This is a genomic window from Pseudomonas sp. MPFS, from assembly GCF_022537035.1.
Taxonomy (GTDB): Bacteria; Pseudomonadota; Gammaproteobacteria; order Pseudomonadales; family Pseudomonadaceae; genus Aquipseudomonas; species Aquipseudomonas sessilinigenes.
Genome location: NZ_CP066123.1, coordinates 4738757 through 4752546 on the forward strand (window position 1 = coordinate 4738757; position 13790 = coordinate 4752546).

Here is a 13790-nt window from a genome sequence, read left to right on the forward strand (position 1 = left end):
CGGAACGGATGAAGCCCCGGAAAAATTAACTCCGCGCACCGCCCAAACGACCAATGCGCATGCCTCTACAGGCCACTGGAGGGTCAGCGGCGGCGGTAAATCCACCCAGTAATCCTTCGTTTCTTCTTCAATCCTTCCAGCAGCAGGTAATGCTCATGTCTTCCGCCCAATCGCTGACCGACATCCTCGCCCAAGGCTTGCGCAAACTGACCGGTATCGACCGACCAAAACCCAAGGGCTACCGGGTGATCAACGTCGAACTCAAGCAGCGCATTGCCCTCAGCCCCTCCCTGGTGCGCCTGGTATTCAGCGGCGATGACATCGCCCAGGCCCGCACCCTGGCCCCGGACCAGCGCATCAAGCTGCTGTTTCCCGCGGCCGACGGCAGCCCCCCGCAATTGCCGGTGGAGGGCGACTGGCATGCCGTGCGGCGCAAGCTGCCGAGCGAGCAGCAACCACCGATGCGCACCTACACCATCCGAGCGCTGCGCCTGCAACCGGCGGAGCTGGATGTGGACTTCGTGCTGCATGGGATCAATGGGCCGGCTTCGAGCTGGGCCACTTGTGCCCGACCAGGCGACCACCTGCAAATGGTGGTGCCGAACAAGGCCTTCAGTGGCGACCCCGGCGGTTATGAATGGATTCCACCAAGCGGCATCCGCAAGGTTTTGCTGATGGGTGATGAAACCGCTCTGCCTGCCATTGCCGGGATTCTCGAAGAACTCAAGCAATACCCGGACTACCCGGATGTGCAGGTGTTCATCGAGGTCCCCCACGAACATGACTGCATCGAGCTGGGCTGCCACCCGCTAACCCGGTTGAACTGGCTGCCTCGCGACCTGCTCGACGCCCAGCATGGCGAACCCTTGATCCATGCCGCTCGGGAGCTGGCCGAGCTGCCACCACCCAGCGCTGGAAGACGACCGGTCAAGAATGCCGGGCGCGACGAACAGGAACGTCCTTGGGAAACCGCAGCGCCAGCGGACAACCAGTTCTATGCCTGGGTCGCCGGCGAATCGGCCACGGTGATGAAGATCCGCCGCCACCTGATCAACGAACGCGGCCAGGAGCGGCGCAACCTGACCCTGATGGGTTATTGGCGCATGGGCACTTCGCTGGGTTGATCCGCGTCGCAGGGCCACGCCCTGCGACGCTTGAACCGCCTGTAGCCCTTAGCGGCTACAGGGACATGGCGACTTGTGGCTGGTGGCGGCGCCGATGCACCTCAAGGTGCCCCTTGATCAGGCTCAGCACCCTGGCCTCATGTTCATGGATGAAGAAATGCCCACCGGCGAGCATGTCCACCGAGAACCCGCCATGGGTCTCCTTGCTCCAGCCGATCAACTGTTCGGTGGTGGCGCGATCGGCCCTGCCGCCCAGCACGTGCACCGGGCAATTGAGCAGCGGGCGTTGCAGTGGACGGAAGCGCCCGCACAACAGGAAGTCGGCCCGCAGGATCGGTAACGTCAGGTTCATCAACTCCCGGTTGGCCAGCACTTCCTCACTGGTGCCGTTGAGGGTGCGCAATTGCTCGATCAGTTGCGCATCGGTCTTGGGTTCGGCAAAACCTCGGTCGTATTCGGTGCGCAAGGTCGGTGCTGCGGTTCCCGAAGCGAACAGCGCCACCGGTTCCGGGCAACCCAGGGCCCGCAGGGCATGGGCCAGTTCACAGGCCAGCAAGGCCCCCAGGCTGTGGCCGAACAAGGCATAGGGCGCACGCAAAGTGTCCCGGATTTCCAGGGCCAATTGCCCGGCCAGCTCACGCATGTCGGTGTGAAAGGGTTCGGCGAAGCGGGCGCCACGCCCGGGTAGCTCTACCGGCGACAGGTGCAGCCACTCCGGCAATTTGCGCCGCCAGCGGCTATAGACCATGGCACTGGCTCCGGAATACGGCAGGCACAGCAGGTTCAACTGGGTCACGGTTATCCCTCGACAAATGATCGCTCGGCACGCCCCTGAAAACCGATTGGGCCAGCCCAAACCGGGGGTGATTCACCTCGGTGGCTCGGGACCTTTTTCCAGGGGCTGCACAAGCAAAACGCGATACGCCCGAGACAAATTAGTCCCGATTGCCCTCAACGCAAACGCCGATAGCTTTGCAGCGCCGCGCCCAACACCACCCCTCCACCGGCCAGGGCCAGCCAGAAACCGCTGCGGGCACCGAAGTGATCCACCAGGGCGCCGGAACCCGCCGCCCCCAGGGCCACGCCAATACCCAGGCCGGTGACCAGCCAGGTCAAACCCTCGGTGAGCTTGGCCGGCGGCACGATACGCTCCACCAGGGCCATGGCCACGATCAGGGTCGGAGAAAAGAACAGCCCGGCGACGAACACCGCCAGCGACAGGCCGAGGACGTTGCTGGCCAGCAACAACGGCAAGGTGGTGACGGCCGTGGCGATGCCGCTGTACATGAACAAGCGGGGCAATGGCGTGGACAGTTTCAAGGCCCCGAAGGCGATACCCGCCAGGCACGAACCGGTGGCGTACATCGACAGCACGATGCTCGCCGCCGCCGGTTGCCCCTGTTGCTGGGCAAACGCCACGCTGACCACGTCCACCACGCCGACAATGGTGCCCATGGCCGTCATCAGCAACAGCAACATGCGGATCTGCCCGGAACGGATGATCGACCCCGAATGCTCTTCGTCATGGGGATGGACCGGCGGCTCGGTGGATTTCTGCACCACGAACAGCCCTACCCCCAGCGCCAGCATCAGCAGCGCCACTAGCGGCCCGGCCTCGGGAAACAGGCCGACGCTGAGGCCGACCGAGATCGGCGGGCCGACGATGAAGCACACCTCGTCCAGCACCGACTCCAGGGCGTAGGCGGTCTGCAACTGCGGCTGCCCTCGGTACAACTCGGTCCAGCGGGCCCGGACCATGGCCGACATGCTGGGCATGCAACCGGCGAGGGCGGCAAAGAGGAACAAGGTCCAGTGCGGGGCCTGCAGGCGCGTACACAACAACAGCGCCAGCAATGCGCCGCCACCCAGTCCGGCCGCCACAGGCAAAACCCGGCCCTGGCCGAAGCGGTCCACCAGGCGCGAGACCTGGGGCGCACAGAATGCCGTGGCCAGGGCGAAGGTGGCCGCCACCGAACCGGCCAGGGCGTAGCCGCCGTGCAACTGCGCCAGCATGGTGATCAGGCCGATGCCGGTCATGGAGATCGGCATGCGCGCGATCATCCCGGCCAGCACGAACGCCCGGCTGCCGGGGGCCTTGAACAACTCGCGGTAGGGGTTTGCCATGTACAACGACTCCTTATGGGTCCTCAGGGCGGCTTTGCAGTAGCTACACATACGCCGCGTATGTTAAAAAGCATGAAAACATACGCCACGTATGTCAATCCATCATGTGTTGGAGAATTGTTTTCATGAGCAGCCGCCCGCGCGCCGAAATGATCGAGGCCACCCGCGCCAAGCTGATTGCCAGTGCCCGCCTGGCCTTTGCCCGCCTGGGCTACGCCAAGACTTCCATGGACGACCTGACCGCTGAAGCCGGGTTGACCCGAGGTGCCTTGTATCACCACTTCGGTGACAAGCAAGGCCTGCTGGCCGCGGTGGTGGAGCAGATCGACAGCGAGATGGACGCCCGCCTGGACCAGGTCAGCGACCAGGCCGGTGATCCCTGGGAGGGTTTTACCCAGCGTTGCCGGGCCTACCTGGAGATGGCCCAGGAGCCGGAAATCCAGCGCATCGTCCTGCAGGACGCCCGGGCCGTCCTGGGCGAACGCCTGCCGGACCAGGAACACTGCATCGACTCCCTGGGCCAGCGCCTGCAAGCCCTGGCCGAGGCCGGGATCATCAGCCCCGCACCGAGCCAGGCCTTGGCCCGCCTGGTCAATGGCAGCCTTGTGGATACCGCGCTGTGGATCGCCGCCGACGCAGCGCCCGGAAAACGCCTGGAACAAGCGCTGCAGGGCCTGGAACTGCTGTTGCGGGGATTGCGCGCCAAGCCCTGAGTGAACTCCCGGGGCGCTGCGCAGGTCAGCTCAACAGAAGCCGGGCGTCCTCGCCCGGCCTGACCTTCGCCCCGCCCATCGCCTGTGGCATGGGCCTGAACCCGGAGTCTTGCGACCATGGCCGAGCAGCATCCTGCGACCCAGCGTCCCATCGACGCCCACGGCATCATCGGCGACATGCGCAGCGCCGCCCTGGTGGACGACCAGGGCAGCATCGACTTCTTCTGCTGGCCGGAATTCGACAGCCCGACGATCTTCTGCGCCCTGCTGGACAGCCCCAGCGCCGGGATCTTCCAGCTGGCGCCGGCGCTGGCCAATGCCCGCCGCCAGCAGATCTACCTGCCCGACAGCAACGTCCTGCAGACCCGCTGGCTGGGCAACGAAGCGGTGGTGGAAGTCACCGACCTGCTGGCCATCGATGAAGACGTCGAGCTGTTGCCGCTGCTGATCCGCCGGGTCCGAGTGGTCAGCGGCCGGGCCAGGCTGCACCTGCACTGCGCGCCACGGCTGGATTACGCCAGGGCCAGCACCCAGGCGCGGATGGACGGCGCCGCGGTGTGCTTCCAGGCCCCTGGACAGCCCGGCCTGCGCCTGGTGGGCGACCGGCCGCTGCAGTTGGAGCAGGACGCGGCCGTGGCCGAATTCGAGCTGGAACAAGGCCAGAGCGCCGAGTTCATCCTCGGCGGCAGTGACGATCCGCGGGTACAGTGCGGCGCCGGCGACCTGCACCTGAGCCGCACCCTGAGGTTCTGGCGCGACTGGATCGGGCGCTCCAACTACCGCGGGCGTTGGCGCGAGATGGTCAATCGCTCGGCCCTGGCGCTCAAGCTGCTGACCTCCAGGCGCCACGGCGCGATTCTCGCCGCGGCGACCTTCGGCCTGCCGGAAAGCCCGGGCGGGATACGCAACTGGGACTACCGCTACACCTGGGTCCGCGATGCGTCGTTCACCGTCTACGCCTTCATGCGCCTGGGCTACGTCGAGGAAGCCAACGCCTACATGCGCTGGCTGCGCGGACGGGTCAGCGACTGCCATGGCAAGCCGACGAAACTCAACGTGCTGTATGGCATTGACGGGCGCCAGGAACTGCCGGAAATGGAGCTTGCGCACCTGTCCGGCCACGGCGGCGCACAGCCGGTACGCATCGGCAACCAGGCCTACGAACAAGTGCAGCTGGACATCTTCGGCGAGCTGCTGGATGCGGTGTACCTGGTGAACAAGTACGGCGAAGGAATCTCCCACGAGGGCTGGAAACACACGGTGCAGGTGGTGGACCGGGTCTGCGCCGGCTGGCAGCACAAGGACGTGGGAATCTGGGAGATGCGCGGCGAGCAGCATCACTTCCTGCATTCGCGGCTGATGTGCTGGGTGGCGGTGGACCGGGCCATCCGCCTGGCCTCCAAGCGCTCGCTGCCGGCGCCCTTCGCCCGCTGGGACCAGGCCCGCCAGGCCATCTACGACGACATCTGGAGCCAGTTCTGGAACGAAGAGCGCGGGCACTTCGTCCAGCGCATCGGCAGCACCGCCCTGGACGGTTCGATGCTGTTGATGCCGCTGGTACGCTTCGTCGGTGCCCGTGATCCACGCTGGCTGTCCACCCTGGAGGCCATCGAGAACAGCCTGGTGCGCGACGGCATGGTCTATCGCTACCGCAACGACGACAGCCGGATCGACGGCCTGGACGGTACCGAGGGCGCGTTCGCCGCCTGCTCGTTCTGGTACGTCGAATGCCTGGCCCGGGCCGGGCGCCTGGAGCAGGCGCACCTGGAGTTCGAGCAATTGCTGCGTTATGCCAACCCCCTGGGCCTGTACGCCGAGGAGTTCGACCCCCACGGCCGCCACTTGGGCAATACGCCCCAGGCCCTGACCCACCTGGCGCTGATCAGCGCGGCCTGTTTCCTCGACCGGCGCTTGAGCGGCGACAAGGAGGTCTGGCAACCTTGAGCGCCGCCTGTGAGCACAGGCGCCCTCCTCCCCGGCCCAATGGATGTGCCCATGCCCGACTCACCGATCATCGCCGTGATGATCCACGCCGCCGACTGGCGCGCCGCCACTGACTGGTACGCCCAGGCGTTTCCCCAGGCCCGCCGGGTGCGGCATGAGCCCGATGATTTCGGGCACCTGCAACTGGGCGAGCTGGCCCTGGAAATCGTCCCCAGCGACGCCAAGGTCGGCCAGGGCCCGGCGGGCAGCGTGGTGTACTGGCGCGTCGCCGACCTATCCGGTGAACTGCAGCGCCTGGAGGCCCTGGGCGGTCGCTTGTATCGCGGCCCCATGGCCATCGAAGGTGGCGAGTGGATCTGCCAGGTGCAGGACCCCTGGGGCAACTGCATCGGCCTGCGCCAGCCGGCGCCCTTGGCCTGAGGTGAAAAATGGCGCTCCTCCTTCAAGCAGCGTGTCCACAGCACCGACCTGCAAGTGAAGCCGGTGCGGCGAGCGACACCGCGCTAGAATCCGCCCCTCGACTTTCCCCTGGAGCCCCCTCATGAGCCTGGAGTTGCACCTTGAAGCCGACAAACGCCTGACCACGGCGCTGCTCGGCCGTCTGCTGGAGGGTCTTGCGGGAGCCGAAATGGCCCCAGCGTCCGGAGGCCTGCAGGCGACCTTCCCATCAGGGCTGAGCCTTGACAACGAGGATTCGAACCTGGAGCCCGAAATCCGCGCCGAAGACCGCAAAGGCTGCGACTTCGCCGTCGGCCTGCGCTGCTACTTGCGCATCAAGGGCCCCGAACCCGAGGGCCACAGCGCCCTGGATGACCTGCGACGACTGCTGGACAGCATTGCCCAGAACAGCGAGGCGCTGTTCATCCTCTCGTTCCAGTACGAATCCACGCTCTACTGGCGCGACGCCGACGGTCTGCATGAAGCCTGAGCCACGAAACCACCACGAGTGACACCACCCCGATGAAAACACTGGTCGCCCTGTTTGCCCTGCTGTTCAGCAACGTCGCCCTGTGCGCCTCGTTCAGCGACTCCCCCGAAGCTCTGGTGCGCCAGTTCATTGCCGACTATCAGCAGTGGAGCGACAACGCCAGCGCACGCCAGCCGGTGGACGCGCCCCTGCAATCGCTCGACCTGGCGCAGCAGGAGTACGCCCGGTTGCTGGCCAAGTTCTGCCTGCCGGGCTTCCAGGGCCAGCCGATTGCCTTCACCTCCCCGGCCAGCCACGGCACGGGCTATGAGCAAGTTCTCTCGAGCAGCCGTACCGGTGATCGCGCGCTGGTGAAAACCCGGGCGATCACGCCCGGTACGGGGTTTGCCGCCGATTATCACTACCAGCTGATCTTCCGTGACCAGCGCTGGTACCTCAGCGAAGTGTTCTACGTGGACGATGAGGGCCAGTACGAATCGCTGTAGATCACCTGCAAGCCATTTTTGCGCTAGGGTGTTGCGAGCCACCGAATACCGGAGTCGCCATGCCCAGCCCAGCCGCCCTGCATCACGCCACCACTGCCAGCCTGCATATCGCCTACGAGGAACACGGCCCGCGTGGTGGCGAGCCGGTGATCCTGCTGCACGGTTTTCCCTACGATCCACGGGCCTACGACGAGATCGCGCCGCCCCTGGCCGAGCGCGGTTATCGAGTGATCGTGCCGTACCTGCGCGGCTATGGGCCGACGCGCTTCACCCACCCGGGGATCATGCGTTCCGGGCAACAGGCGGCACTGGCCCAGGACCTGCTGGAGCTGATGGATGCCCTGCAACTGCCCACGGCCACCCTGGCCGGCTACGACTGGGGCGGACGCGCGGCGTGCATCGTCGCGGCCCTCTGGCCGCACCGGGTGCGCGGCCTGATGAGTGCCGACGGCTACAACATCCAGGACATCGCCAAGGCCTGTGAGCCCCGGGCTCCGGAAACCGAGCTGCGGCTCTGGTACCAGTACTACTTCAATACCCAGCGCGGGGTGGATGGCCTGTGCGCCAACCGCCGGGAATTCTGCGAGCTGCTGTGGCGCCTGTGGTCGCCGACCTGGCAACAAGGGCCCGGGCTCTATGGGTTGAGCGCGCCGTCCTTGGACAACCCGGATTTCGTCGAGGTGGTGATCCACTCCTATCGCCATCGCTTCGGCTACGCCCCGGGCGATCCGGCGCTGGAACCCATCGAGCAGGCGCTGCTGGCCCAGCCGCCGATCCAGGTGCCGACCATCGCCCTGTGCGGCGCCGACGATGGCGTCGGCGCGCCGCTGGTGCCGGACCCCGACGGCCCGCAGTTCACCCGCGGTTATGAACGGCGGATCTTGCCCGGGGTCGGCCACAACGTGCCCCAGGAGGCGCCGCAAGCCACCCTCGAGGCCCTGCTGGAGTTGCTGCAAGACGCTTGAAGAGCGCGACTGGCGCACGCCATGGCGGGGGAAAAATCGGTACACTGCGCGGCCTCGATCCCCCCACAGGACATGGAATGTTATCCGCCGCCTCTTCTTCACGCCCTGGCCTGCGCCGGGGCCTGGTGCTCTGGCTGTACGCCGCCGGCGCCGGCCACTTGCTCGCCGGCCTGCTGCTGACCTGGGCCGACCACCAGGCGCTGTTCAACGACTACCTGGCCAGCATCGAACAAGCCTTCTGGGGCGCCGCCGCCCCGGCGCCGGCCCGGGCCCAGCAGGTCTGGTGGCTGGGCCTGTTCGGCGCCACGCTGCAAAGCTACGCCCTGTACCTGCTGGCCCTGGTGTACCTGGGCGATCGCCTGCGCGCGCCGGCGGCCTGGGCCTGGCTGATGGTCGGGATCGTCCTCTGGGCGCCCCAGGACATGTGGCTGTCCTGGCAGGTGGGCATGTCGTCCCATCTGTGGATCGACAGCTTCGCCCTGCTGGTGCTGCTGCCACCTTTGGCCTGGCTGTACCGCCACGACCGCCTTACCTCTCGCTCTCTTTCGTAAAAGGATTTCATCATCGTGGCTGACTTGCCGTTCCTGCAGTGGGCCGTCGCCCTGCTGCTCGCCCAAGGGGTGCTGGGCGCCCTGGACACCCTCTACCACCACGAACTCACCGTGGCCCTGCCGCAACGCCACAGCGCGCGCAAGGAACTGAGCATCCATGCCCTGCGCTCGTGCTTCTACGGCGTGCTGTTCATGGGCATCGCCCACCTGGCGTTCCAAGGCATCTGGGCCTTGGTGATCGCCCTGCTGTTCGCCCTGGAGATCGGCCTGACCCTGTGGGACTTCGTGGTCGAGGACCGTAGCCGCAAGCTGCCGGCCATCGAGCGCATCATGCACACGGTGCTGGCGATCAATGCCGGCGCCTTCTTCGCCTTGTACGGCCTGCAACTGCTGGAATGGTCGCGCTTGCCCAGCGCCCTGGCCCCTATCGACCTGGGCTGGCAGGGCTGGGCCCTGAGCCTGTTCGCCGTGGGCGTGAGCGCCTCGGGGATTCGCGATGGCCTGGCGGCCCTGCGCTTGCAACGCCAGGGGCAGGCGATCAATCCGTTCACCGGCGGCGCAGGCAAGCGGGTGCTGGTCACCGGCGGCACCGGCTTCATCGGCGAAGCGCTGGTCAACCAGTTGCTCGACGCCGGCCACACGGTCAGCGTGCTGGCCCGGGACCCCTTGCGCGCCGCCTACCTGTTCGACGGTCGCGCCCGCTGCCTGCGCTCTTTGGACAAGCTGGGCCACGGCGAAGCGTTCGACGTGATCATCAACCTGGCCGGCGCCCCGGTGGCCGGGCCGCGCTGGTCGGCCAAGCGCCAGGCACAGCTGCTGGCCAGCCGGGTCGGCACCACCGAAGGCCTGCTCAACTGGCTGCAACACGCCCAGCACAAGCCGGCGCTGTGGATCCAGGCCTCGGCCATCGGCTTCTACGGGGTGCGCGATGCCAGCCAGGAACTGGATGAAGACGCCGCGCGTGGCGAAGGCTTCATGGCGGATTTGTGCGCCCGCTGGGAGTCTTCGGCCGAGCCCGCCAAACGCTTCGGCGTACGCCAGGTGGTGCTGCGCCTGGGTATCGTGTTCGGCCCCGGCGGCGCCCTCAAGCCGTTGCTGATGCCCTTCTACTTCGGTTTTGGCGGGCGCATGGGCGATGGTCGGCAGATCATGAGCTGGGTGCACCGCGACGATGTGCTGCAAGTGATGGCCCGCGCCATGCGCGATGAATCCCTGGAGGGCACCTACAACCTGGTGGCCCCGGATGCCGTGAGCCAGGGGCAGTTCGCCGAGAGCGTCGGCCAGTTGCTCAAGCGCCCGGTATGGCTGCATGTACCCGCAGCGCCGGTGCGGGCCCTGGCCGGGGAAATGGCCCAGCTGTTCTTCGATGGCCAGAAGGTGGTGCCGGCGCGGCTGTTGCAGGCCGGCTACCGCTTCCGCTACCCGACCCTGGACAGCGCCCTGCGCGATCTGGCCTGAACCGAGGAGCCTCGATGAGCAAGCCCCTGTTGTACTTGCTGGCGGGCAACGGCAGCGCCAGCGACTGGTGGGACGATGCCGTACCGCACTTTCGCCGTTATCGAGTGCAAACCCTGGAACTGCCGGGGTTCGGCGACAACCCACAACCACCGTGCGACGACCTGGGGCAGTACGCCGAGGCCCTGCTGGCGCTGACCGCCCCGGGCAACGCCATCGTCGCCGTGGGCATCAGCGCCCTGGTGGTGCTGCATGCCTTGCAGCGCCGTCCCGGGCACTTCTCCCGCAGCGTGCTGCTGTCGCCGGTGGGGGCCTTCCTCTGGCAACGGCGCCTGCCGGCGTTGATGTCGCCACTGCCGGTGCGGCTGTTGATCCACCGTTTGCTCGGCCAGCGTCCGGCCTGGTTCGCCCACAAGTTCTCGCGCCAGCGCTGGAGCCCCCAGCAGTACCGGCGCATGGGTGCAGGTTATGCCCGCTGCCGGGCCTTCGTGCCGCTGTGGGAGCAATTGCGGGCCGACACCGCGCTGCCGCTGCTGGAATGGATCGAAGACCCGGTGGAGCTGGTCTGGGGTGATCAGGACCAACTGCTCGGCAGCGCCCAGGCCGCAGCCTGGAGCGCGATCCTGGCCCGCGCCGACCTGCGGATCAGCCTGCGCCCGGGCTGGGGCCACTACCCGTGGATCGATGCGCCGGCCGAGTTCGTCGCCTGGATCGAGGCGCCCAACGATGGCTTCGTCGCCCACACCAAGGGCGGGCGCCTGCATCTTGCACAATGGGCCGGCCAGCCGGTGCCGGCCGCCCTGAGCCTGGACAGCGCCGAGGACCCGCGCCTGCCATCGCTCCTGGCCAGCCAGCCCGATGCCCTGTGGGCCGTGCGTTCCTCCAGCTATGGCGAAGACCAGGCCGACTCGGCCAACGCCGGGCTCAGCACCACCTACCTACGGGTGGCCGCCAGCGAAGTGGCGCAACGCATCAGCGAACTGCGCCGGAGCGGGGTCGAGGAAGTGGTGGTGCAGCGTTTCGTCCAGCCGGTGCTGTCGGGGATCGCCTTCGTGCGCCACCTGGCGGTGGAACTGGAATGGGTCGAGGGCCACCTGGAAAGCCTCGCCGATGGCCAGGCCAGCCCCGAGCGGGCGGTGCTGTCGCGCCTGGGCCAGGCTTGGGAAAGCGGCACCTTTACCACCCGCCACGGCCTGTCTGCCAAGGCCTTGTGGGACTTTCTGCAAGGGGTGCTGAAGGTTTTCCACTACGTCCCCGGCGACATCGAGTGGGCCTGGGATGGCCAGCAACTGTGGCTGCTGCAATACCGCCCAATCAGCGACTACGGCTGGCGCCGGCACCTGACCGCGGCCAACATCGCCGAGATCCTGCCACCACAACCCAGCCGCTTCGTCGAGTACGGCCAGCGCCGGGCAGCGGCCAGCATCCCGGCGATCATGGCCCGCTGGGACAGCCGGGTACTGGAGAACAACGAGCCGTTTACCGCCCTGTTCGGCGGCGCCTCCTACATCAACAACGACCTGTTCCTGGCGCGCCTGGCGGATTGGGGCCTGCCCTCCTCCGGTTATGCCGCCGAAGTCGGTGGCGCGGCCCCGGCCCTGCCCTTGCGGCCCCTGCGCCTGCTGCGCTCGCTACCACGCCTGCTGCGCATGCAATTCATCGCCCGCAGCCACCTGCTGACCCTGGAACCGGGCCTGCGGCGTTTCGAGCGGGAACTGGCGCAACTGCGCGAGGCCGGGGCCTCGGGCCAGCAACTGGCGGACTGGTTCAGCCGCTTCTACGTGTTCGTGGTCCAGGGCAACCTGTGCATCGCCACGGCCTTGGCCAGCAGCGGTGGCGCCCTGCTCGGTCGCCCGCCCACCGCCTACGACAACCTGGAGCACAGCCCCCATCGGTTGCCCTGGGAAACCGATCCCGGCACTGCGCGCCCGGCATGCGCGCCGCTGCCATTGCAGGCGTTCCCAAGCTGGAGCCCGGCCGTCGCCCTGGCCCATCGCCTGGGCCTGCCGGGCATGCGCGGCTACTACCTGCAAGTGCGCGAATGGTACCGGGACAACCTGATGCGCCTCTTCATGGGCCTGCACCATGCACTGCCCGAGGCCGATCGCGACTACTGGTTCGCTCCCCACGAACAGGTGCGCAGTCGCGGTGGCAGCTTCTGGCAGGACGGCCGCGAAGGCAGCGAGCAGGCCAGTGGCTTCATGATCTACCCGGGCCAGGCCCAGGGCATCCTCGGGGTGGACATTCTCCTGGAGGACACCCTCGACCCCGGCCGGCATGCCCACTACCAGCAGGCCCGGGCAGTGATCGCACGCATGGGCGGGCGCCTGTCCCATGGCTCGACCCTGCTGCGGGAACTGCGCAAGCCCTCGGCGGTGCTGCCCCAGGTGGATCCGAACTGGATGGGCCGCGAAGTGCACTATGTCGACGGTCAACTGAACCTGGTCCAGGACTGAGGGTGGCTCAGGAGGATTCCTGGGTGGCGGCGAAACGTTCGCGATAGGCCTGGGGCGTCACGCCCAGGGCCCGCAACACGCTGCGGCGCAGGGTCTCCTCACTGCCAAAACCGCACTGCACGGCAATGCGCTTGATCGACAGGCCAGTGTCGGCCAGCAAACGGCGGGCGGTTTCCACCCGGATCAGCTCGATCGCCCGGGCCGGGGTCTGGCCGGTGTCGGCACGGTAGTGGCGCACGAAACTGCGCTCGCTCATGGCCGCTTGCTCGGCCAGCACCGGCACCGTCAGTTCCCGGTTGAGGTTCTCGGCGATCCAGGCGTGCAGCCCATCGAAACGCCCGCCACCGTTCTGCAGCGCCAGGGTCACGCTGAACTGCGCCTGCCCGCCCGGGCGCTTGAGGAACACCACCAGTTGCCGGGCCACTTCCAGGGCTGCCTCGCGCCCCAGGTCAGCCTCCACCAGGGCCAGCGCCAGGTCGATGCCGGCAGTGACCCCGGCCGACGTCCAGACCGGACCGTCGTTGATGAAGATCGGGTTGGCCTCGACCCGCAATTGCGGATAGGCCTCGGCCAGTTGCTCGCAGCGAGTCCAGTGGGTCACCACCCGCCGGCCATCCAGCCAGCCGCTGGCCGCTAGCAGGAAAGCCCCGGTACAGACCGAGGCCACCCGCCGTGCCGACCCCGCCCGGGTCGCGACCCAGGCCACCAGCTGAGGGTCACGGGCAGCCGCGTAGACCCCGCCGCCACCGGCCACGATCAAGGTATCGCAAGCCTGCTCCAGGCCCGGCAGGGGGTCGGCCAACAACGCCAGGCCCGACGAACTGAGGGTCGCCCCGCCGGGGCTTGCCACCACCCGGGGGTTATAGGGTAACGGCAGCCCCCGCTCGCGGGCCCGGTCATTGGCCGAGGCGAACACCTGCAAGGGCCCGGTGACATCCAGCAACTGGGCGTTGGCAAAAGCCAGGACAAAGACGTTTTTCGCGGTGCTGGGCATGATTGGCGTAAATCGAGGGCAGGTTGGCGTATGCGCCAAATCCTAGAAGGC

At 67.3% G+C, this 13790-nt stretch carries 13 protein-coding genes; 10 read left to right on the forward strand and 3 right to left on the reverse strand.

Annotation, left to right across the window (positions count from 1 at the left end):
- Window positions 1-155: 155 nt before the first annotated feature.
- Window positions 156-1124, forward strand: coding sequence for a siderophore-interacting protein (locus I9018_RS21585; RefSeq protein ID WP_241107471.1), 969 nt, complete (start codon window positions 156-158; stop codon window positions 1122-1124).
- 55 nt (window positions 1125-1179) lie between these two features.
- On the opposite strand, the gene I9018_RS21590 is transcribed toward I9018_RS21585, so the two are convergent.
- The gene (locus tag I9018_RS21590; RefSeq protein ID WP_068582609.1) at window positions 1180-1920 is read right to left on the reverse strand and encodes an alpha/beta fold hydrolase; all 741 of its coding nucleotides are present in this window, start codon (window positions 1918-1920) and stop codon (window positions 1180-1182) included.
- 155 nt (window positions 1921-2075) lie between these two features.
- Window positions 2076-3248 carry an MFS transporter gene (locus I9018_RS21595; protein WP_068582612.1) on the reverse strand — a complete coding sequence of 391 codons (1173 nt, stop codon included), beginning with the start codon at window positions 3246-3248 and terminating at the stop codon, window positions 2076-2078.
- A 125-nt stretch (window positions 3249-3373) separates the two neighbouring features.
- Between I9018_RS21595 and I9018_RS21600 the strand changes: the two genes are divergently transcribed.
- The 9 genes from I9018_RS21600 (at window position 3374) to I9018_RS21640 (ending at window position 12745) form a co-directional block, all read left to right on the forward strand.
- On the forward strand, window positions 3374-3961 hold the full coding sequence (locus I9018_RS21600) for a TetR/AcrR family transcriptional regulator (protein WP_241107472.1): 588 nt from the start codon (window positions 3374-3376) through the stop codon (window positions 3959-3961).
- 117 nt (window positions 3962-4078) lie between these two features.
- Window positions 4079-5905 carry a glycoside hydrolase family 15 protein gene (locus I9018_RS21605; RefSeq protein ID WP_124348155.1) on the forward strand — a complete coding sequence of 609 codons (1827 nt, stop codon included), beginning with the start codon at window positions 4079-4081 and terminating at the stop codon, window positions 5903-5905.
- Window positions 5906-5956: 51 nt separating this feature from the next.
- Window positions 5957-6325, forward strand: coding sequence for a VOC family protein (locus I9018_RS21610; protein ID WP_124348156.1), 369 nt, complete (start codon window positions 5957-5959; stop codon window positions 6323-6325).
- 121 nt (window positions 6326-6446) lie between these two features.
- Entirely contained in the window at window positions 6447-6833 is a 387-nt protein-coding gene (locus I9018_RS21615) for a hypothetical protein (RefSeq protein ID WP_068582625.1), read from the forward strand.
- Between the two features lie 32 nt (window positions 6834-6865).
- Window positions 6866-7318, forward strand: a complete 453-nt coding sequence (locus tag I9018_RS21620; protein ID WP_053138859.1) for a hypothetical protein — start codon at window positions 6866-6868, stop codon at window positions 7316-7318.
- 59 nt (window positions 7319-7377) lie between these two features.
- Window positions 7378-8283, forward strand: a complete 906-nt coding sequence (locus tag I9018_RS21625) for an alpha/beta hydrolase (RefSeq protein ID WP_241107473.1) — start codon at window positions 7378-7380, stop codon at window positions 8281-8283.
- 77 nt (window positions 8284-8360) lie between these two features.
- Window positions 8361-8834 carry a hypothetical protein gene (locus I9018_RS21630; RefSeq protein ID WP_241107474.1) on the forward strand — a complete coding sequence of 158 codons (474 nt, stop codon included), beginning with the start codon at window positions 8361-8363 and terminating at the stop codon, window positions 8832-8834.
- 15 nt (window positions 8835-8849) lie between these two features.
- Window positions 8850-10292: a TIGR01777 family oxidoreductase gene (locus tag I9018_RS21635; RefSeq protein ID WP_103327053.1), complete on the forward strand. Its 1443-nt coding sequence runs from the start codon at window positions 8850-8852 to the stop codon at window positions 10290-10292.
- Between the two features lie 14 nt (window positions 10293-10306).
- The gene (locus I9018_RS21640; protein WP_241107475.1) at window positions 10307-12745 is read left to right on the forward strand and encodes a PEP/pyruvate-binding domain-containing protein; all 2439 of its coding nucleotides are present in this window, start codon (window positions 10307-10309) and stop codon (window positions 12743-12745) included.
- Window positions 12746-12752: 7 nt separating this feature from the next.
- Here I9018_RS21640 and I9018_RS21645 read toward each other — a convergent pair whose 3' ends face one another.
- Window positions 12753-13739: a GlxA family transcriptional regulator gene (locus I9018_RS21645; protein WP_068582638.1), complete on the reverse strand. Its 987-nt coding sequence runs from the start codon at window positions 13737-13739 to the stop codon at window positions 12753-12755.
- Window positions 13740-13790 lie beyond the last annotated feature (51 nt).